Source organism: Serratia plymuthica, assembly GCF_018336935.1.
Lineage (GTDB): Bacteria > Pseudomonadota > Gammaproteobacteria > Enterobacterales > Enterobacteriaceae > Serratia > Serratia plymuthica_B.
Genome location: NZ_CP068771.1, coordinates 4,060,702 through 4,080,572, shown reverse-complemented (window position 1 = coordinate 4,080,572; position 19,871 = coordinate 4,060,702). Strand labels below are relative to the sequence as shown.

Below are 19,871 nucleotides of genomic sequence, written 5' to 3'. Positions count from 1 at the left end.
AGGTCATTAATGAGTCAGAATGTTTATCAATTTATCGACCTGCAGCGCGTTGATCCGCCAAAAAAACCGCTGAAGATCCGTAAAATTGAGTTTGTAGAGATTTACGAGCCGTTTTCGGAAACTCAGGCGAAAGCGCAGGCGGACCGTTGTCTTTCCTGCGGCAACCCTTATTGCGAATGGAAATGCCCGGTTCACAACTACATCCCGAACTGGCTGAAGCTGGCGAACGAAGGCCGCATCATGGAGGCGGCGGATCTGGCGCACCAGACCAACAGCCTGCCGGAAGTGTGCGGCCGCGTCTGCCCGCAGGATCGCCTGTGTGAAGGTTCCTGTACACTGAACGACGAGTTCGGTGCGGTGACCATCGGTAACATCGAACGTTATATCAGCGATAAAGCGATCGAAATGGGCTGGAAGCCGGATATGTCCCACGTGCAGCCTACCGGCAAGCGTGTGGCGGTGATTGGCGCCGGTCCAGCCGGCCTGGCCTGTGCCGATGTGTTGACCCGTAACGGCGTGAAAGCGGTGGTTTACGATCGTCACCCGGAGATCGGCGGGCTGCTGACCTTCGGTATTCCGGCCTTCAAGCTGGAAAAAGAAGTGATGGTGAAACGCCGCGGCATCTTCAGCGAGATGGGCATTGAGTTCCAGCTGAATACCGAAGTGGGCAAGGACATCACCATGGATGCGCTGCTGAACGAGTTTGACGCCGTGTTCCTTGGCGTCGGCACCTATCAGTCGATGCGCGGCGGACTGGAGAACGAAGAAGCGCCGGGCGTCTATGACGCACTGCCATTCTTGATCGCCAATACCAAGCAGCTGATGGGCTATGAAGCCGAGCAGCACGAGCCGTATGTCAACATGGAAGGCAAACGCGTGGTGGTTCTGGGCGGTGGCGATACCGCGATGGACTGCGTGCGTACTTCTATCCGTCAGGGCGCCACTCAGGTTATCTGCGCCTACCGTCGTGATGAAGCCAACATGCCGGGTTCCAAACGCGAAGTGAAAAATGCGCGCGAGGAAGGGGTTGAATTCAAATTCAATCTGCAGCCGCTGAGCATCGAACTGAACAGCGCCGGCCGCGTCGCCGGTGTGAAAATGGTGCGCACTCAGTTGGGTGAGCCGGATGCCAATGGCCGTCAGGTCGCTGAGCAAGTGCCGGGTTCCGAGCACGTGATCGATGCCGATGCCGTCGTGTTGGCGTTTGGTTTCCGTCCGCACAAGATGGATTGGCTGGCGGCACATGACGTTCAACTCGACAAGCAGGGTCGCATTGTGGCGCCGGAAGGCACCGATAATGCCTTCCAGACCAGCAACCCGAAAATCTTCGCCGGCGGCGATGCGGTGCGCGGTTCAGATCTGGTCGTCACGGCGATTGCCGAAGGCCGTAAAGCTGCCGATGGCATCATGAGCTATCTGGAAGTGTAATATCCCTTCAGCTTGACACCTCAGGGGCCCGGTTCAATACCGGGCCCTTTGTTTTTTCCGCACACGCAACAACCGCCGCCTTCTGCGCCCGACAGAAGGATTGCATCCATCAGTGAAAAACCTATTGCTCGGCAGGATCAGGGCAATAAAAAAGGTCGCCTGAGCGACCTTTACTGTTCATTGCTGCGGAATTATTTCACCACGCGCAGCGCTGGACGGCCACCGCGCGGCGGCTGTGGCGGTTCATCGTCCGGCTCGTTGTCATCACTCACGTCCGGGCGATCGCCATCAATCACCGACATCAGGCTTTCCGATGGGATCGTCTCATTGTCCATGCCTTCAAAGGTGCCCTCCGCCTCATAGGCGGCTTCCGGCTCAAACATGGTACCTGCGCCATTTTCACGCGCATAAATCGCCAGTACCGCTGCCATTGGCACCGAAACCTCACGTGGCACGCCACCGAAACGCGCGTTGAAATGCACTTCGTCGTTGCCTAATTCCAGGCTGCCTACCGCACGTGGCGCAATGTTCAGTACGATCTGACCATCGCGGGCAAACTCCATCGGCACCTGCACGTCAGGGCGCGTGACATCCACCACCAGATGCGGGGTCAACTGATTATCAAGCAACCAGTCATAGAACGCTCTCAGCAGGTACGGACGGCGCGGGGTCATCTGAGACATATCCATGACGCTTAGCCCCGGGTCTGCAGGCGCATTTCGCGCTCGGCTTCGGTCAGGGAGGCCAGGAAGGCGTCACGCTCGAACACGCGGGTCATATAGCCTTTCAGCTCTTTGGAACCGGCACCGCTCAGTTCAATGCCCAACTGCGGCAAACGCCACAGCAGCGGCGCCAGGTAGCAATCCACCAGGCTGAACTCTTCGCTCATGAAGTAAGGGGTCTGACCAAAGATCGGTGCAATCGCCAGCAGCTCTTCGCGCAACTGACGGCGGGCCGATTCTGCTTCCTGGCCATTGCTCTTCTCGATTTTGTACATCAGCGAGTACCAGTTCTTCTCGATACGCAGCATCATCAGGCGGCTTTCGCCACGAGCGACCGGGTAAACCGGCATCAGCGGCGGGTGCGGGAAGCGTTCATCCAGATATTCCATGATGATACGGGATTCATACAGGGTCAGCTCGCGATCAACCAGCGTAGGCACCGTCTGGTACGGGTTGAGGTCAATCAGATCCTGCGGCAGGTTATCCAACTCAACCTGCTCAATCTCGACGCTGACACCTTTCTCCGCCAGTACGATACGTACTTGATGGCTAAAAATGTCGGTCGGGCCAGAAAACAGCGTCATTACCGAACGTTTGTTGGCAGCGACAGCCATGAAAACCTCCAAGTTTATCTAGAAAATACTGCGAATAGCCAACTTCCCTTCATCTTTCATGTCGCAGTGGCGTTGGCTTCCCTCTCTCACCCCAGTCACTTAGCAATCTAAGCTCCAGGGGATTCGTTCGGTTGCCGCCTTGCTGCACCCAGAAATCTATCGGGTTACCAGGCTGCTATCCTGAATGACCTTGACCGCTGGCCAGCAGCACACAGATAAACCCTGGGTCTAAAACAGGACGCGGAGGTAGACTGACGACAGCTGCATGGCGAACAGGCGCAAAAGTGGATGATAGTTTACCAGATTTTGCTTGTTTTGTGGGGACTGTGCGGTGATTTCGTGTTGAATTGTCTGATATACCACAGATTTTAGTCGAGAGAAGGGGAATTTCAGGCATAAAAAAACCCGGTGAAGCACCGGGTTTTTGGCGTAAACTCCACTGCCGAGGCAGTAAAAATTAACGCTTGGAGAACTGCGGACGACGACGTGCTTTACGCAGGCCGACTTTCTTACGTTCAACCTGACGAGCGTCACGAGTGACGAAGCCAGCTTTACGCAGCTCACCACGCAGAGTCTCGTCATATTCCATCAGTGCACGGGTGATACCGTGACGGATAGCGCCAGCTTGACCAGAGATACCACCACCTTTAACGGTGATGTACAGGTCAAATTTGCCAACCATGTCGACCAGTTCCAGCGGCTGACGAACTACCATGCGGGCAGTTTCGCGACCGAAGTACTGTTCCAGGCTGCGCTGGTTAATTACGATGTTACCGTTGCCCGGCTTGATGAAGACGCGAGCGGCGGAGCTTTTGCGGCGACCAGTGCCGTAGTATTGATTTTCAGCCATTGCCTATAATCCCGATTAGATGTCAAGAACTTGCGGTTGCTGTGCCGCGTGAGTGTGCTCGTTGCCCGCGTAAACTTTCAGTTTACGGAACATTGCACGACCCAACGGACCCTTTGGCAGCATGCCTTTAACCGCGATTTCAATCACGCGCTCAGGATTGCGGGCAATCATCTCTTCAAAGGTCGCTTGCTTGATACCACCGATGTGGCCGGTGTGGCGGTAGTACACCTTGTCTGTACGCTTGTTGCCGGTTACAGCAACTTTTTCTGCGTTCAGAACGATGATGTAGTCACCGGTATCAACGTGCGGGGTGTATTCCGCTTTATGCTTGCCGCGCAAACGACGAGCGAGTTCAGTAGCGAGACGGCCTAAAGTTTTACCATCTGCATCAACAACGAACCAGTCGCGTTTTACGGTTTCTGGTTTAGCTGTAAAAGTTTTCATTAGAAAGCTTACCCAATAATTAGTTACACGTTGGTGAACACCCAAACGCTCGAAAACAGTTGAGGCTCACACGACCATACAAGTCCAGCAAACCTACCCCTTCGAATAGCCATTGCCGGCACTATAAAGTTTTTGGGAAAAAAACTTTGTTGTAACGTGGGGTCGCAAGATTATAGAGAAGTCGCTCACAAAGATCGAACGCTTTTTGAATGGAAAAGCAATTTAGCGCCGGCGAGAGGAAAACGGGGGATCCTGGCGGCCAGATCCCCGGGCCATCAAGGCAGATGAGGCAGCTTCAGATACTCTTCGCTTTGCATCTCCTGCAGGCGCGACAGGCAGCGCTGATACTCGAACTTCAACCGCTCCCCCTGGTAAATGTCGAACATCGGCGCTTCGGCGGCAATCACCAACTTGACGTGCCGTTCGTAGAATTCGTCCACCAGCGCCAGAAAGCGGCGGGCGGTGTTCTCCTTCAATGGCCCCATCACCTGCACATTGTACAGCATGACGCTGTGATACAGCCGCGATAACGCAATATAGTCCAGCTGGCTGCGCGGCTCCTCGCACAACGTATGGAAATCCACCGCCAACACCCCATCCACCGCGCGGATAGCCTGCAGTGGGCGGTGATTGACCTGCAGCACCGGCGCGGCTTCCCCCGCCTGCCCCGCCAGCTTGATGAACATCCGGTCCATGGCGTCTCGGGTTTGACCGTCGAGCGGCGTCAGGTACAAATGCGCCTGAGTCAAAGTACGCAAACGGTAATCGATGCCGGCATCGACGTTCATCACATCGCAATAGTCGTTAATCAGGGCAATCGCCGGCAGGAAACGCGCACGTTGCAAGCCGTTGCGGTACAGATCGTCCGGCGGAATATTCGACGTCGCCACCAGCGTGATGCCACGCGCAAACAGCGCCTGCAACAACGTGGCCAGCAGCATCGCGTCGGTGATGTCGGAAACGAAGAATTCGTCAAAACACAAGACGTCGGTCTGCGCCTTGAAACCGTCGGCGATGATGTCCAGCGGGTTCTCCTGCCCTTGCAGCTCGGTCAACTCTTCATGCACCCGCAACATAAAACGGTGGAAATGCAGCCGCAGTTTGCGCTCTCCCGGCAGGCTGTGGAAGAACATGTCCATCAGCCAGGTTTTACCGCGCCCTACCCCACCCCACATGTACAGCCCCTGCACCGGGCGGCGGCTGGCCGTTTCATCGCCCTTGCCAAGCCAGCGGCTGAACTTGCCGCGCAGTCCACCGGCCGGCGCGCTGGCCGCAGGTATTTGCTGCAATGCCAGATAAATACCCTCCAACCGGGTAACCGCCTGGCGTTGAACCTCATCGGCCTGATATTCCCCCGCCTCCAGCGCCTGCTGGTAGCGTGATAACGGTGATAATGCCTGCATCTGTTCGATGTTCCCTTAGAACCCGTAGAAATTATTTAGCAAATTTTCGCGGCATGTTGATGCTGCTTCGCACCGTTATCGCCACATATGCCCGCGTCACGGCGCCCTGAAAAAACCCGTAAACGCCAGGTTATGGCTTATCAGGATTCCACTCGGACAAGGTTAACGGTTATAGTGGATATTATTAAGTGAAAAATCCCTGCGGAACAACGAAGTCAAAATAGGAGTCATCATGACCTGGGAGTATGCGCTGATTGGTTTAGTCGTCGGCATCGCCATTGGTGCGGTAGCGATGCGTTTTGGTAACCGTAAATTACGTCAACAACAAGTGCTGCAAAACGAGTTGGACAAGAGCAAAACCGAGCTGGAAGAGTATCGTCAGGAGTTGGTCGGCCATTTTGCCCGCAGCGCCGAGCTGTTGGATAACATGGCGCGAGACTATCGCCAGCTGTATCAACATATGGCGAAGAGCTCCAACAACCTGTTGCCGGATCTGCCGATGCAGGAAAATCCGTTCCGCTATCGCCTGACCGAAGCCGAAGCCGATAACGATCAGGCACCGGTAGAAATGCCGCGCGACTACTCTGAAGGCGCCTCCGGCCTGCTGCGTGGCGACCGCCCGCGCCGCGACTGATCCTCGCCCTGCCCGTGGGCCCGCCCCACGGGTTTTCATCTTGCCCCGCTTTATCCCCCGCGTCTGAGCTATCCTTAACGCTGGCGCTTGAGTGAACTTTTCACGCAAATTCACGGTCTTACCCTTCACTATGGTATTGCTGCTGCTTTATCATCACTATTTCACCGGCAGGTATTGAGAGAGTTATTATCAATGAAGAAAAAGTCGTTAATTCTTAGTGCATTGGCAATGAGTATTGGCCTCACGCTCACCTCCGTACCGGCAGTCAGCGCGGCATTGCCCGTCGCCGTTCAGGGGCAATCGCTGCCAAGCCTGGCGCCGATGCTGGAAAAAGTTTTGCCCGCAGTCGTCAGCGTGCATGTTGAAGGGACTCAGGTGCAGCGCCAGCAAGTTCCAGAGGAATTCAAACGCTTCTTCGGCCCCGACGCGCCCGGACAGCAACAAAGCTCACGTCCGTTTGAAGGGCTGGGCTCCGGCGTAATCATCGACGCCGCCAAAGGCTATGTACTGACCAACAACCACGTCATCAACAACGCCGACAAAATCAGCGTACAGCTGAATGACGGCCGCGAAGTGGACGCCAAACTGGTTGGCCGCGACGAACAATCCGATATTGCCCTGCTGCAGCTCAGCGACGTGAAAAACCTGACCGCGATAAAAATGGCGGACTCCGATGCGTTGCGGGTCGGCGATTTCGCCGTTGCCGTCGGCAACCCGTTTGGCCTCGGCCAGACCGCCACCTCCGGCATTATTTCCGCGCTGGGCCGCAGCGGCCTGAACCTGGAAGGGCTGGAAAACTTTATCCAGACGGACGCCTCCATCAACCGCGGTAACTCCGGCGGCGCGCTGGTTAATCTTAACGGCGAGCTGATAGGCATCAACACGGCCATTCTGGCGCCGGGCGGCGGCAACATTGGCATCGGCTTCGCCATTCCGAGCAACATGGCGCAGAACCTCAGCCGGCAGCTGATCGAATTTGGCGAGGTGAAACGCGGCCTGCTTGGCATTAAAGGCAGTGAAATGACCGCCGATATGGCCAAGGCGTTTAATACTGACGCTCAACGCGGCGCCTTCGTCAGCGAAGTGCTGCCGAAATCCGCCGCCGCCAAGGCGGGTATCAAGGCCGGCGACATTTTGGTTTCCGTCGACGGCAAGCCGGTCAGCAGCTTCGCCGAACTGCGTGCCAAAGTCGGCACTACCGCACCGGGCAAAACCATCAAGGTCGGGCTGCTGCGCGATGGCAAACCACAGGAAGTTGCCGTTACGCTGGACAACAGCGAGGGCGCCTCCACCAATGCCGAAACGCTGTCACCGGCCCTGCAGGGGGTTTCCCTCAGTAATGGCACCCTCACCAGCGGTGACAAGGGCGTGAAGATCGATAAGGTGGATAAAGGCTCAACGGCGGCGCAAATTGGGCTGCAGAAAGACGATGTGATCATTGGCGTCAACCGCCAGCGCGTTGAGGACATCGCAACCTTGCGCAAAGTATTGGCAACCAAACCACCGGTCATGGCGCTGAACATCGTGCGCGGCACTGAAACCCTTTATCTGCTGCTGCGTTAATTTGTTTAAAAACCGGGCTCAGTGACATACTGCGCCCGGTATTCTCATGTTATCCTCCGTGCATCCTTCATCTCACGTACTAAAACTCCATGTTTGCTAAGCTCTTGCGTTCTGTCGTTATTGGTTTAATCGTCGCCGGCCTGCTGCTGGCTGCGCTGCCTGTGCTGCGCTCTTCCAATACTCTGTTCGCAGAAAAGCATGACAATACCAGTGACGAAACGCCGGTCAGCTACAACAAGGCCGTGCGACGCGCTGCGCCCGCCGTGGTAAATATCTACAATCGCAATATGAGCGGTACCGCCAACGTACTGTCGCTGGGTTCCGGCGTGATCATGAACGAGCGCGGTTATATTCTGACCAACCGCCACGTTATCAAGGATGCCCAGCAAATTACCGTCGTGCTGCAGGACGGCCGCCGCTACGAAGCGCTGCTGGTCGGATCCGACAGCCTGACCGATCTGGCCGTACTGAAGATAGATCCGGGCAATCTGCCGGTTATCCCTATTAATAACGCCCGTGCCGCGCACGTGGGCGATGTGGTCTTGGCGATAGGCAATCCCTATAATCTCGGCCAGACCGTCACTCAGGGGATCCTCAGCGCCACGGGCCGCATCAGTATGAGCACCACCGGCCGTCAGACCTTCCTGCAAACCGATGCCTCGATTAATCGTGGCAACTCCGGCGGCGCTTTGGTCAACTCGCTGGGTGAGTTAATCGGCATCAATACCCTGACCTACGATAAAATCACCGACGGTGAAACACCGGAAGGCCTGGGTTTCGCCATCCCTATTGAACTTGCCACCAAGATCATGGACAAACTGATCCGTGATGGCCGCGTTATCCGCGGTTACTTCGGCATTCAGGGCAAAGAGATTATTCCTTTACGTTCGTCCAATTCCGGCATCGACCGCCTGCAAGGCATTATCGTGACCGAAATTACGCCGAACGGACCGGCGGGTAACGCAGGCTTCCATATCAACGATGTGATCATCAACGTAGACAACAAACCGGCGATATCGGTGCTGGAGACCATGGACCAGGTGGCAGAGATACGCCCGGGCACGGAAATACCGGTCGTCGTGCTGCGTGACGGCAAGCGCATTACGCTGAAGATGGCGGTAGGTGAATTTCCGGAAGACAGCAATTAAAAAGGGCCCGGCCACACAGTGAGCCGGACCCTCAATAGAGTATTTCCGCCGGAGCGTCGCCCCGGCGTCTGACAGATTACTCGCCTTTCACGCGCTCGATATTCGCACCCAGCGCACGCAGCTTGTCTTCAATACGCTCATAACCACGGTCGATATGATAGATACGATCGACGACGGTCACACCGTCGGCGATGCAACCGGCGATCACCAGGCTGGCAGACGCACGCAGATCGGTCGCCATCACCTGAGCGCCGGAAAGCTGCTCAACGCCGTGGCAAATCACGGTGTTGCTCTCGATCTCGGCGTGCGCACCCATGCGGATCAGCTCAGGCACGTGCATGAAGCGGTTTTCGAAAATGGTCTCGGTGATCACGCCGGTCCCTTCTGCCACCAGGTTCAGCAAGCTGAACTGGGCCTGCATATCGGTCGGGAAACCAGGATGCGGCGCGGTACGAATGGTCACCGCTTTAGGGCGCTTGCCGTGCATGTCCAGGCTGATCCAGTCTTCGCCCACTTCGATATCCGCGCCGGCTTCGCGCAGTTTGGCCAACACGGCGTCCAGCGTATCAGGACGGGTGTCGCGGCACATCACTTTGCCACCGGAAACCGCAGCGGCGATCAGGAAGGTGCCGGTTTCGATACGGTCAGGCAGAACGCGATAAACACCGCCACCCAGGCGCTCAACGCCTTCAATGGTGATGCGGTCGCTGCCGGCGCCGCTGATTTTCGCGCCCAGCGTGTTAAGGAAGTTGGCAGTATCGACAATTTCCGGCTCGCGCGCGGCGTTTTCGATCACGGTGGTGCCGGTCGCCAGGGTCGCGGCGCTCATGATGGTCACGGTGGCGCCAACGCTCACCTTGTCCATCACGATGTGCGCGCCTTTCAGGCGGCCTTCAACGGAAGCTTTAACGTAACCTTCTTCCAGTTTGATCTCGGCACCCAACTGTTCCAGGCCGGTGATGTGCAGATCGACCGGACGCGCGCCGATCGCACAGCCACCCGGCAGGGAAACCTGACCGCGGCCAAAACGCGCGACCAGCGGCCCCAGCGCCCAGATAGAAGCACGCATGGTTTTCACCAGGTCGTACGGTGCACAGAACTCGTTCACGCCGCTGGCGTCGACATACACCGAACCGTTGCGCTCGATCTTGGTGCCTAACTGGCTGAGTAGCTTAATGGTGGTGTCGATGTCCTTCAGCTTAGGGACATTCTGCAGCTCGACCGGCTCTTCCGCTAATAATGCGGCGAACAGGATCGGCAGGGCGGCGTTTTTCGCCCCGGAAATAGCAACTTCACCGCTGAGGCGGGTCCGGCCCTGCACACGAAATTTATCCATCTGACTACTCTCTGTTATCTAATCTGAAGCTGCCCGCCCCGGAGGGCAAACAGCCTTAAAATCCGTTGAGTTTGCGGTCTCGCTGCCACTCTTCAGGGGTGTACGCCTTGATCGATAAGGCATGAATGCGGTTGTCCGCAATGTATTCCATCAGCGGTGCATAGACCGTCTGTTGTTTTTTGACGCGGCTCATGCCGGCAAACAGTTCGCCGACCACGATCGCCTGGAAGTGGCTGCCGTCGCCCGTGACATGTACTTCATCCAGTGCCAACGCTTGCATCAGCACGTCTTTAATCTCGTTATTTTCCATAGTATCCAGTTCTGCAGCAAAAGGATCATAATCAGCCTGACATCTTAGTGGAATACGACGTTTTCTTAAACCAAAGAAAAAGCCCCTATTACACAGGGGCTTTTTGGGGTATGACCATCTTCATCCAGCTGAAAATATCGCTAACCAGCGGTATCGACAGGCATTATTGCTTGCAGGTTGTACAACGCGATCAGCGTTTTCAAGCGATCGGTGGCGCCGGAAATTTTTAATTCAACGCCTCGCTGACGCTGCAGTTCACGCAGATGCACCAGCAGCGCCAACCCGGAAGAGTCCACGCGTTGCAGTTGCGAGACGTCGAGGACGGTTTTATCCGCCAGCAACGTTTCCCGCCGATCCCACAACGGAAGCAGCGTTTCCCGGTCCAGCTCGCCGCGCAGGATCAAGGTCTGCTGCTGCGATTCAAAGCTGAGTGCGGCCGACATCAGTTTTTCTGATCCAGCGTGATGGGCCGCTGCGCAGCCGCTTGCAGCTGTTTGGTCAGACCGTCGATGCCCTGAGTACGCAGGGTCGACGCCCACTCGTTCTGCTTGGTGGTGATCATGCTGACGCCTTCGGCGATCATGTCATACGCCTGCCAATAACCGGTTTTGCTGTTTTTACGCCATTGGAAATCCAGACGTACCGGCGGACGGCCGTCTTTATCGATGATGGTCACGCGGATGGCGACGATATCGGCATTACCCAGCGGCTGCTCAGGGGCGATCTGGTAGGTCTGACCGTGGTACATCGCCAGCGCCTGGCCATAAGCCTGCTCCAGATAGGCCTGGAAGGCGGTGAAATAGGCCTCACGCTGCGCCGGGGTCGCTTCTTTGTAATAACGGCCCAGCACCAGCGCACCGGCGTATTTAACCTGTACAAACGGCATCAGCTCCTGGTGCACCACCGAACGCAGGTAGTTAGGGTCCTGCTTGATTTTTGGCTGCTCGGTTTTCAGCCGGGTAAAGGTTTTCTCAGCCGCGTCTTGCATCAGGCTGTACGGGTTGGTTTGATCGGCCGCATTCGCCAGTGGCGCAACCACCAGCAGGGCAACCATAAGTAAACGTTTAAACATGCAGGTTTCCTCTCTTAATGACTTGGAGCGGCAGATTGCGGCGCAGTACCGGCAGCCGGCTCAGCGGCCGCGTCTCCCGGTTTGGCTGCGTTATCCTGGCCGCCGCTTTTATACAGGAACTGACCGATCAGATCTTCCAGAACCATAGCTGATTTAGTGTCCTGAATCGTACCGCCATCTTTCAGAATGGTGGTGCCCATATCAGGATCTTCAAAACCGACGTTCAGTGCCAGATACTGCTCTCCCAGCAGGCCGGAGGTACGGATCGCCAGCGAACTGGTATCCGGGATCTGGTTATATTTTTCCTGAATATCCAAGGCGACTCGCGGCGTATAAGTCTTGGGATTAAGCGAGATATCGGCCACACGGCCAATCACCACGCCACCGATTTTTACCGGCGAACGCGCTTTCAGGCCGCCGATATTATCGAAGGTCGCATAGATGCGGTACGTCGGCTCGTTACCGATAGACTTAATGTTTGCTACCTGCAGGCAGAGAAAGATGATGGCGCACAGCGCAATCAGCATAAACGCCCCAACCCAAATTTCACTCTTCTTCGTTTGCATCGAATCAATTCCCAAACATCAGTGCTGTCAGCACGAAATCCAATCCCAACACCGCCAGTGACGAATGTACCACGGTACGCGTCGTTGCCCGGCTAATCCCTTCAGAGGTCGGCACCGCATCATACCCATTGAAAATGGCAATCCAGGTCACTGTGATGGCGAATACCACACTCTTGAGCAGGCAGTTGAGCAAGTCTTTTCTCCACTCCACTGCGCCCTGCATCGCCGACCAGAAGAAGCCGCTGTCGATGCCCTTCCAATCCACGCCGACGATCGAACCGCCCCAGATGCCCACGGCAACGAAGATAATCGTCAGCAGAGGCATACTGATCAAACCGGCCCAAAAGCGCGGCGCAACAATCCGCCGCAGCGGATCGACGGCCATCATTTCCAGGCTGGAAATTTGTTCGGTCGCCTTCATCAGGCCGATTTCTGCCGTCAACGCGGAACCGGCGCGGCCGGCAAACAGCAGCGCAGTGACCACCGGCCCCAGCTCACGCAGCAGCGACAACGCCACCATCATGCCCAGGCTGGCCTCGGCGCTGTAAGTGGTCAGTACCAGATAACCTTGCAACCCCAGCACCATGCCGATAAACAGCCCGGAAACCATGATGATCAGCAACGATTGCACGCCCACGCTGTGCATTTGCTTTAGCAACAACGGCCACTGTTTACGCGGCTCCGGCCGCCCGACCAACGCGTTGAACAGCATCAACCCCGCGCGCCCAAAGCTGGCGCTGGTATTGATGCCACGGCGCCCTAACGACGCTAACGCCTGTAATAACATGAGCTTATTTACTCCCTAAGCCTAACAACTCGGCCTGATAATCCCCGGCCGGATAACGGAACGGCACCGGCCCATCGGCAATACCATCCAGGAACTGGCGCACGCGCGCATCAGGATTGTTCTGTAATTGCGGCGTCGTCCCTTCGGCAATCACCCGGTGATCGGCGACGATATACGCGTAGTCGGCGATGCTCAGCACTTCCGGCACGTCGTGCGAAACCACGATGCAGGTGATGCCCAGCGCATGGTTCAGCTCATCGATCAGCTTCACCAACACGCCCATGGTGATCGGATCCTGACCGACGAAAGGTTCGTCGAACATGATCAGTTCCGGGTCGAGCGCGATCGCCCGCGCCAACGCGGCGCGGCGCGCCATGCCGCCGGACAGTTCGTTGGGCATCAGCTCAGCCGCGCCGCGCAATCCGACAGCTTCCAGCTTCATCATCACCGTGCTGCGCAAAATCGGTTCCGGCAAACGGCTGTGCTCACGCAGCGGATAGGCCACGTTTTCAAACACCGTAAGATCGGTGAACAGCGCGCCGGACTGGAACAGCATGCTCATTTTCTTGCGGGCTTCATACAACTGATGACGGGACAACGCGGGAATGTTATCGCCGTCGAACCAAATCTCGCCGCGGTCCGGTGCCAGTTGGCCGCCAATCAGGCGCAGCAGTGTGGTTTTACCAATACCGGACGGCCCCATGATCGCGGTGACCTTGCCACGGGGAACCGTCAGGTTGATGTCTTCGAATATCAGTCGATCGCCGCGCGAGAAACTCATGTCGCGCACTTCGACCAGATTCTCTGCATTTTGGTGCATGTTAATCGATCCTTTACGGCTCATTTTTGCCAAATCTACCCACGATGTTAAAGCAACGGACGCAACGCGTCTCATCTTTACAAAAACTTACCGGTATTTCGCTACCAATGGTGCGCTAAGGCCGTACCTGATTTTACTTTTACGCGCCACCCGGTCAAAATTGCGCATATAACGAAAAAAACGAATCTGTTCATATATTAGCCGGGAAAACCCGTTGCTGCGGCTTTAGCCTGCACAACGGAGGGCAAAGCAAGATAGCCGAATTTCGGCTTTTAACCAACGAACCGGGATGATACCCAACAAAGGACCCTGCATGTTTCTCGCGATAGCTTTACTCATCGTTGGTTTATTTTTACTGGTGTATGGCGCAGACCGCTTAGTTTACGGTGCTGCGGTGATTTCCCGTTCGCTTGGCGTGCCGCCGTTAATCATCGGCATGACCATCGTCGGTATCGGCACTTCGCTGCCGGAGCTGTTCGTGTCGACCACCGCCGCGCTGAATGGGCAGATAGATATGGCCGTGGGGAACGTATTAGGTTCCAACATTGCGAATATATTATTGATCCTTGGCGTGGCTGCGCTGATTCACCCGCTGGCGGCGCGATCCGAGGTGCTGCGCCGCGAACTGCCGCTGATGTTGGCGGTCACAGTATTGTGCGGTTTCGTATTGATGGACGGCACCCTGAGCCGCCTGGATGGTGTGGTGCTGTTGGCCGCCGCCGCCGCCTTTATTTTATTGATGCTGAAAATCGCCCGGCTGGCGCAGCGCGAAGGCAGCGACAGCCTGACCGTAGAGCAAATCGCCGAGCTGCCGCAAGACAGCAGCAACACCGTAGCGGTGCTGTGGCTGGTGCTGGCGTTCATCATTCTGCCGTTATCGTCCAAAATGGTGGTCGATAACGCCACGGTGATTGCGCACTATTTCGGCATGAGTGAACTGGTGGTCGGTTTGACCCTCATCGCCATCGGCACCAGCCTGCCGGAGTTGGCCACGTCCATCGCCGGGGCACTAAAGGGCGAGGATGATATGGCGATTGGTAATATCATCGGCTCCAATATTTTCAACACGGTGATCGTGCTGGGCGTTCCCGCACTGTTGTCGCCGGGCAGCGTCGACCCTGCCGCCTTCCACCGCGATTATTGGGTCATGCTGGCGGTCAGCATTGTGCTCAGCGCGCTGTGCATCGGGCGAAAACATCGCATCGGTCATCTGGCGGGCGCTCTGTTATTATGTGGCTTTATTGCGTATCTTGCGGTGCTGTTTTTTAACCCTTTCAGTACTTTCGGCTAAACCGACGGGAATGAACATGTCGAACATTCAGTTGCAACCGGGCTTTGATTTTCAACAGGCAGGCAAAGAAGTGCTGCAGATTGAGCGTGACGGGCTGGCCCAGCTCGATCGGTACATCAATGCAGACTTTACCCGCGCCTGCGAATTGATCGCCGGCTGCTGCGGTAAAGTGGTGGTGATGGGCATGGGTAAATCCGGGCACATCGGTTGCAAGATTGCCGCCACCTTCGCCAGCACCGGCACGCCATCCTTCTTTGTTCACCCGGCGGAGGCCAGCCACGGCGATCTTGGCATGGTGACGGCGCAAGATATCGTGCTCGCCATTTCCAACTCCGGCGAGTCCAATGAGATCCAGGCGCTCATCCCGGTCCTGAAGCGCCAGCAAATCCCGCTGATCTGCATGACCAACAATCCGGAAAGCTCGATGGGCAAAGCGGCGGATATTCACCTGTGCATCAAAGTGCCGCAGGAAGCCTGCCCGCTCGGCCTGGCGCCAACCACCAGCACCACCGCCACCCTGGTGATGGGCGATGCGCTGGCAGTGGCGTTGCTGAAAGCCCGCGGTTTCACGCCGGAAGATTTTGCGCTGTCGCACCCCGGCGGCGCCCTGGGCCGCAGGTTGCTGCTGCGCGTTTGCGACATCATGCACAGCGGCGAGGAAATCCCGCACGTCAGCGCCGATGCATCGCTGCGCGACGCGTTGCTGGAAATCACGCGCAAAAACCTGGGCATGACGGTCATCTGCGACGATCTGATGAAAATCGCCGGCATCTTTACCGATGGCGACCTGCGGCGGATATTTGATATGGGCATCAACCTCAACGAAGCCCGGATCGTCGATGTCATGACGCTCGGCGGCGTGCGGGTTCGCCCGAACCTGCTGGCGGTCGATGCGTTGAACCTGATGCAGCAGCGCCATATCACCGCGCTGCTGGTTGCCGATGGCGACCAATTGCTGGGTGTGGTACATATGCATGACATGCTGCGCGCCGGCGTCGTTTAATTAAGGAATAGAACTCAATGAGTCTGGTTGAAACCTGCTACGGGCCTGTAGAACAAGACGTCATGGCGCGTGCCGGCAAAATCCGCCTGCTGATTTGCGATGTCGACGGCGTGCTGTCAGACGGCCTGATTTTTATGGGCAACAACGGCGAAGAATTAAAAGCGTTCAACGTGCGCGACGGTTACGGCATTCGCTGCCTGAAAACATCGGATATCGACGTGGCGATTATCACCGGACGTTCAGCCAAATTGCTGGAAGATCGGGCGAAAACCCTCGGCATCACCCATCTGTATCAGGGGCAGTCCGATAAGCTTTTGGCCTTCCGCGAACTGTTGGATACACTGTCGTTAAACGCCGATCAGGTGGCCTATATCGGTGATGATCTGATCGACTGGCCGGTGATGGCTCAGGTTGGCCTGGCGGTCGCCGTGGCGGATGCGCATCCGTTGCTGACGCCAAGAGCCCACTACGTCACCCGCATTGCAGGTGGCCGCGGCGCGGTGCGCGAACTGTGCGACATCATTCTTTTGGCACAGAATAAGCTGGAGGACGCCAAAGGGCTGTCGATATGAGCAAAACCAAACTTTGGATCACCCTCTTTCTGGCGGTGATCGTCCTGGCGCTGATTGGCTGGAACATGACTGATTTCAGTGATGATGCGGTTCCGGGCCCCGTCAATGATCAGGACCCGACTTATCAGAGCCAGCACACGGTCACCATAGTGTACAATCCGGCCGGGAAGTTGAGTTACAAGCTGGTGGCGGAAGACGTGAAGTATTATACCACCGATGAATTAAGCTGGTTTACCCAGCCGGTGATGACGCTGTTTGATGAAAACGCGGTGGCCACCTGGTCAGTTCGCGCCGATCGCGCCAAACTGACTAAAGATCGAATGCTGTATCTTTACGGCCACGTTGAGGTGAACAGCCTGACCACCACCTCACAGCTGGAAAAAATTAAAACGGACAATGCTCAGGTGAATCTGGTGACCCAAGATGTCGCTTCGGATGATGAAGTGACCCTCTACGGGACAAACTTTACCTCTAACGGCATGAAAATGCGTGGGAACCTGCGGGCCAAAACCGCTGAGCTGATTGATAAGGTTAAGACCAACTATGAAATTCAGAACCAAAAAACAACGCCGTAATCTGTTGATCGGAAGCCTCATTTTGGCCGCCAGCGCACCCGCATGGGCGCTGAAATCTGACTCCAACCAACCGGTAAGCATCGACTCGCTGAAACAGTCTCTGGATATGCAGAGCAACGTCAGCACCTTTACCGATAACGTGGTGATCAAGCAAGGCACCATCGACATCAAGGCGGATAAAGTGGTCGTTACCCGCCCAGGCGGCGATCAGAACAAAACCTATATCGAAGCCTTTGGCAATCCGGTCACCTTCTACCAGATGCAAGACAGCGGCAAGCCGGTAAAAGGCCATGCGCAGAAGGTCCGTTACGACGTGGCGTCGCAGTTGGTGACCCTGACCGGGAACGCCTATCTGGAGCAACTCGACAGCAACGTGAAGGGCGATCGCATCACCTACCTGGTGCAACAGCAGCAAATGCAGGCGTTCAGCGATAAAGGCAAACGCGTGACTACGGTTCTGGTACCGTCGCAGTTGCAAGACAAAAACGGGCAAAAGAAGAGTAACTAATCACTTATGGCTACACTCATCGCAGAAAACCTGGCGAAAGCCTACAAAGGCCGTAAAGTTGTTGAAGACGTCAGCCTGAAAGTGAAATCCGGCGAGATCGTCGGCCTGCTGGGGCCAAACGGCGCCGGCAAGACCACCACCTTTTACATGGTGGTCGGCATCGTCCAGCGTGATGCCGGGCGTATCGTGATTGACGAAGAAGATATCAGCCTGCTGCCGCTGCACGCCCGTGCGCGTCGCGGCATCGGTTATTTGCCGCAGGAAGCGTCGATCTTCCGTCGTCTGAGCGTGTATGACAACCTGATGGCCGTCCTGGAGATCCGCGAGGATCTCAGCAGCGAGCAGCGTGCAGACCGTGCGGTTGAGCTGATGGAAGAGTTCCATATCTCCCATCTGCGCGACAACCTGGGTCAGGCGCTGTCCGGTGGCGAACGCCGCCGCGTGGAGATCGCCCGTGCGCTGGCGGCTAACCCGAAATTCATCCTGCTGGATGAGCCTTTCGCCGGGGTTGATCCCATTTCCGTTATCGACATTAAAAAAATTATCGAGCACTTGCGTGACAGCGGCCTGGGCGTGCTGATCACCGACCATAACGTGCGCGAAACGCTGGACGTGTGCGAACGCGCCTATATCGTCAGCCAGGGCAAACTGATCGCTCACGGCACGCCGGATGCCATTTTGGCTGATGAGCAGGTGAAACGCGTTTATCTGGGCGAAGAATTCCGCCTCTGAGTGCCGGCGCGTCCTGATGGACGACTGTTAACGGAAGTAGACTGAAGATTATGAAGCAAGGTTTGCAACTCAGGCTCAGCCAACAACTGGCCATGACCCCCCAGCTCCAGCAGGCTATCCGCCTGCTGCAGTTGTCCACGCTTGAGCTCCAGCAGGAGATACAGCTGGCGTTAGAGAGCAATCCCCTGCTTGAGCAGACCGATCTGCACGAAGAAATCGACGCTAAAGAGACGACCGAGACCGAAGGGCTGGATACCCGCGAGGCGCTGGAACAAAAGGACATGCCCGAAGAACTGCCGCTGGACGCCACCTGGGACGAAATCTACACCGCAGGCACGCCGTCCGGCACCGGTACCGATTACAGCGATGATGAGTTGCCGGTCTATCAGGGCGAAACCACCCAGACGCTGCAGGATTACCTGATGTGGCAGGTGGATCTCACGCCATTCTCTGATACCGATGTCGCCATTGCCACCTCGATAGTCGACGCCGTCGATGACACCGGTTATCTCACCGTGCCGCTGGAAGATATTCTGGAGAGCCTGGGTGACGAGAATGTGACAATGGACGAAGTCGAAGCGGTTTTGAAGCGCGTGCAGCGTTTTGATCCGGTTGGCGTCGCCGCGCGCGATCTGCGCGACTGTTTGCTGATCCAGCTTTCCCAGTACGCAAAAGATACGCCCTACCTGGCTGAAGCGAGCCTGATCATCAGCGAACATCTGGCTCTGTTGGCCAATCACGACTTTCGCAGCCTGATGCGAACAACGCGGCTAAAAGAAGATACACTGAAAGAAGCGATGCTGCTGATCCAGTCTCTTGATCCGCGCCCGGGCCAGTCGATCAACACCGGCGAGTCAGAATACGTGATCCCGGACGTGCTGGTACGCAAGGTGCAGGACAGTTGGACGGTAGAGCTCAACGCCGACAGCATTCCGCGGCTGAAGATCAACCAGCAGTACGCCGCCATGGGCAGCAGCGCGCGCAACGACAGTGACGGCCAGTATATCCGCAGTAATCTGCAGGAAGCGAAATGGCTGATCAAGAGCCTGGAAAGCCGTAACGATACCTTGCTAAAAGTCACGCGCTGCATCGTCGAACAGCAACAAGCTTTTTTTGAACAGGGTGCCGAATTTATGAAGCCCATGGTGCTGGCGGATATCGCCCTGGCCGTGGAGATGCATGAATCGACAATTTCACGCGTCACCACGCAGAAGTTTCTGCACAGTCCGCGCGGCATTTTCGAGTTGAAATATTTCTTCTCCAGCCATGTGAATACCGACAGCGGGGGCGAAGCCTCTTCTACGGCGATCCGTGCTTTGGTGAAGAAATTGATTGCGGCGGAAAACCCCGCTAAACCGCTCAGCGACAGCAAGCTGGCCACCCTGCTCTCCGATCAGGGGATCATCGTGGCGCGGCGTACCGTCGCCAAGTACCGAGAGTCTTTGTCCATCCCGCCGTCCAACCAGCGTAAACAGTTGGTTTGACCTCAATAG

The 19,871-nt window shown here is 56.4% G+C and carries 23 protein-coding genes; 11 read left to right on the top strand and 12 right to left on the bottom strand.

Translation table 11 applies throughout. The features are described 5' to 3' along the window. Positions 1-9 precede the first annotated feature (9 nt). Entirely contained in the window at positions 10-1,428 is a 1,419-nt protein-coding gene (locus JK621_RS19085; RefSeq protein WP_212557200.1) for a glutamate synthase small subunit, read from the top strand. Between the two features lie 191 nt (positions 1,429-1,619). On the opposite strand, the gene sspB is transcribed toward JK621_RS19085, so the two are convergent. From sspB to zapE, 5 genes are all read right to left on the bottom strand, one after another. After that, positions 1,620-2,117, bottom strand: coding sequence for a ClpXP protease specificity-enhancing factor (gene sspB / locus JK621_RS19080; protein ID WP_212557199.1), 498 nt, complete (start codon positions 2,115-2,117; stop codon positions 1,620-1,622). 5 nt (positions 2,118-2,122) lie between these two features. After that, on the bottom strand, positions 2,123-2,764 hold the full coding sequence (sspA, locus tag JK621_RS19075; RefSeq protein WP_006317088.1) for a stringent starvation protein SspA: 642 nt from the start codon (positions 2,762-2,764) through the stop codon (positions 2,123-2,125). Positions 2,765-3,221: 457 nt separating this feature from the next. After that, entirely contained in the window at positions 3,222-3,614 is a 393-nt protein-coding gene (gene rpsI, locus JK621_RS19070; RefSeq protein WP_006317091.1) for a 30S ribosomal protein S9, read from the bottom strand. Positions 3,615-3,629: 15 nt separating this feature from the next. Further along, positions 3,630-4,058, bottom strand: a complete 429-nt coding sequence (gene rplM / locus JK621_RS19065; RefSeq protein ID WP_004948491.1) for a 50S ribosomal protein L13 — start codon at positions 4,056-4,058, stop codon at positions 3,630-3,632. A gap of 275 nt (positions 4,059-4,333) precedes the next feature. Further along, positions 4,334-5,461, bottom strand: coding sequence for a cell division protein ZapE (gene zapE, locus JK621_RS19060; protein ID WP_212557198.1), 1,128 nt, complete (start codon positions 5,459-5,461; stop codon positions 4,334-4,336). 232 nt (positions 5,462-5,693) lie between these two features. Here zapE and zapG point away from each other — a divergent pair, with 232 nt between their 5' ends. The 3 genes from zapG (at position 5,694) to degS (ending at position 8,806) form a co-directional block, all read left to right on the top strand. Then, entirely contained in the window at positions 5,694-6,095 is a 402-nt protein-coding gene (gene zapG / locus JK621_RS19055; protein WP_212557197.1) for a Z-ring associated protein ZapG, read from the top strand. Positions 6,096-6,287: 192 nt separating this feature from the next. Next, the gene (gene degQ, locus JK621_RS19050) at positions 6,288-7,658 is read left to right on the top strand and encodes a serine endoprotease DegQ (protein WP_212557196.1); all 1,371 of its coding nucleotides are present in this window, start codon (positions 6,288-6,290) and stop codon (positions 7,656-7,658) included. A gap of 89 nt (positions 7,659-7,747) precedes the next feature. Beyond that, positions 7,748-8,806, top strand: coding sequence for an outer membrane-stress sensor serine endopeptidase DegS (gene degS / locus JK621_RS19045; protein WP_212557195.1), 1,059 nt, complete (start codon positions 7,748-7,750; stop codon positions 8,804-8,806). A 76-nt stretch (positions 8,807-8,882) separates the two neighbouring features. On the opposite strand, the gene murA is transcribed toward degS, so the two are convergent. From murA to mlaF, 7 genes are all read right to left on the bottom strand, one after another. Then, positions 8,883-10,142 (bottom strand): UDP-N-acetylglucosamine 1-carboxyvinyltransferase, encoded by a 1,260-nt coding sequence (murA, locus tag JK621_RS19040; RefSeq protein ID WP_126485488.1) that lies wholly within the window; start codon positions 10,140-10,142, stop codon positions 8,883-8,885. A 55-nt stretch (positions 10,143-10,197) separates the two neighbouring features. Then, positions 10,198-10,452, bottom strand: a complete 255-nt coding sequence (gene ibaG, locus JK621_RS19035) for a BolA family iron metabolism protein IbaG (RefSeq protein WP_126485490.1) — start codon at positions 10,450-10,452, stop codon at positions 10,198-10,200. Between the two features lie 140 nt (positions 10,453-10,592). Further along, positions 10,593-10,895 (bottom strand): lipid asymmetry maintenance protein MlaB, encoded by a 303-nt coding sequence (gene mlaB, locus JK621_RS19030; protein WP_212557194.1) that lies wholly within the window; start codon positions 10,893-10,895, stop codon positions 10,593-10,595. After that, on the bottom strand, positions 10,895-11,524 hold the full coding sequence (gene mlaC / locus JK621_RS19025) for a phospholipid-binding protein MlaC (RefSeq protein ID WP_004948518.1): 630 nt from the start codon (positions 11,522-11,524) through the stop codon (positions 10,895-10,897). Before mlaC ends, mlaB begins: the two co-directional genes overlap by 1 nt. Before the next feature lie 14 nt (positions 11,525-11,538). Then, positions 11,539-12,090 (bottom strand): outer membrane lipid asymmetry maintenance protein MlaD, encoded by a 552-nt coding sequence (mlaD, locus tag JK621_RS19020; RefSeq protein ID WP_212557193.1) that lies wholly within the window; start codon positions 12,088-12,090, stop codon positions 11,539-11,541. Positions 12,091-12,094: 4 nt separating this feature from the next. Further along, on the bottom strand, positions 12,095-12,877 hold the full coding sequence (mlaE, locus tag JK621_RS19015) for a lipid asymmetry maintenance ABC transporter permease subunit MlaE (protein WP_004948524.1): 783 nt from the start codon (positions 12,875-12,877) through the stop codon (positions 12,095-12,097). Positions 12,878-12,881: 4 nt separating this feature from the next. Next, on the bottom strand, positions 12,882-13,697 hold the full coding sequence (gene mlaF, locus JK621_RS19010; protein ID WP_004948525.1) for a phospholipid ABC transporter ATP-binding protein MlaF: 816 nt from the start codon (positions 13,695-13,697) through the stop codon (positions 12,882-12,884). A 313-nt stretch (positions 13,698-14,010) separates the two neighbouring features. Between mlaF and JK621_RS19005 the strand changes: the two genes are divergently transcribed. The 7 genes from JK621_RS19005 to rpoN are packed head-to-tail and all read left to right on the top strand — an operon-like array spanning position 14,011 to position 19,862. Then, positions 14,011-14,988 carry a calcium/sodium antiporter gene (locus JK621_RS19005; protein WP_212557192.1) on the top strand — a complete coding sequence of 326 codons (978 nt, stop codon included), beginning with the start codon at positions 14,011-14,013 and terminating at the stop codon, positions 14,986-14,988. Positions 14,989-15,004: 16 nt separating this feature from the next. Beyond that, complete coding sequence (gene kdsD / locus JK621_RS19000; protein ID WP_212557191.1) at positions 15,005-15,991, top strand: arabinose-5-phosphate isomerase KdsD; 987 nt, start codon at positions 15,005-15,007, stop codon at positions 15,989-15,991. A gap of 17 nt (positions 15,992-16,008) precedes the next feature. Continuing rightward, entirely contained in the window at positions 16,009-16,563 is a 555-nt protein-coding gene (kdsC, locus tag JK621_RS18995; RefSeq protein WP_004948532.1) for a 3-deoxy-manno-octulosonate-8-phosphatase KdsC, read from the top strand. Beyond that, on the top strand, positions 16,560-17,138 hold the full coding sequence (lptC, locus tag JK621_RS18990; RefSeq protein WP_212557190.1) for an LPS export ABC transporter periplasmic protein LptC: 579 nt from the start codon (positions 16,560-16,562) through the stop codon (positions 17,136-17,138). The genes kdsC and lptC overlap by 4 nt, the downstream gene beginning before the upstream one ends. Next, on the top strand, positions 17,107-17,646 hold the full coding sequence (gene lptA, locus JK621_RS18985; protein ID WP_006317105.1) for a lipopolysaccharide ABC transporter substrate-binding protein LptA: 540 nt from the start codon (positions 17,107-17,109) through the stop codon (positions 17,644-17,646). The genes lptC and lptA overlap by 32 nt, the downstream gene beginning before the upstream one ends. Positions 17,647-17,652: 6 nt before the next feature. Beyond that, positions 17,653-18,378 (top strand): LPS export ABC transporter ATP-binding protein, encoded by a 726-nt coding sequence (lptB, locus tag JK621_RS18980; protein WP_006317106.1) that lies wholly within the window; start codon positions 17,653-17,655, stop codon positions 18,376-18,378. Between the two features lie 50 nt (positions 18,379-18,428). After that, positions 18,429-19,862 (top strand): RNA polymerase factor sigma-54, encoded by a 1,434-nt coding sequence (rpoN, locus tag JK621_RS18975; RefSeq protein WP_212557189.1) that lies wholly within the window; start codon positions 18,429-18,431, stop codon positions 19,860-19,862. Positions 19,863-19,871: the final 9 nt, after the last annotated feature.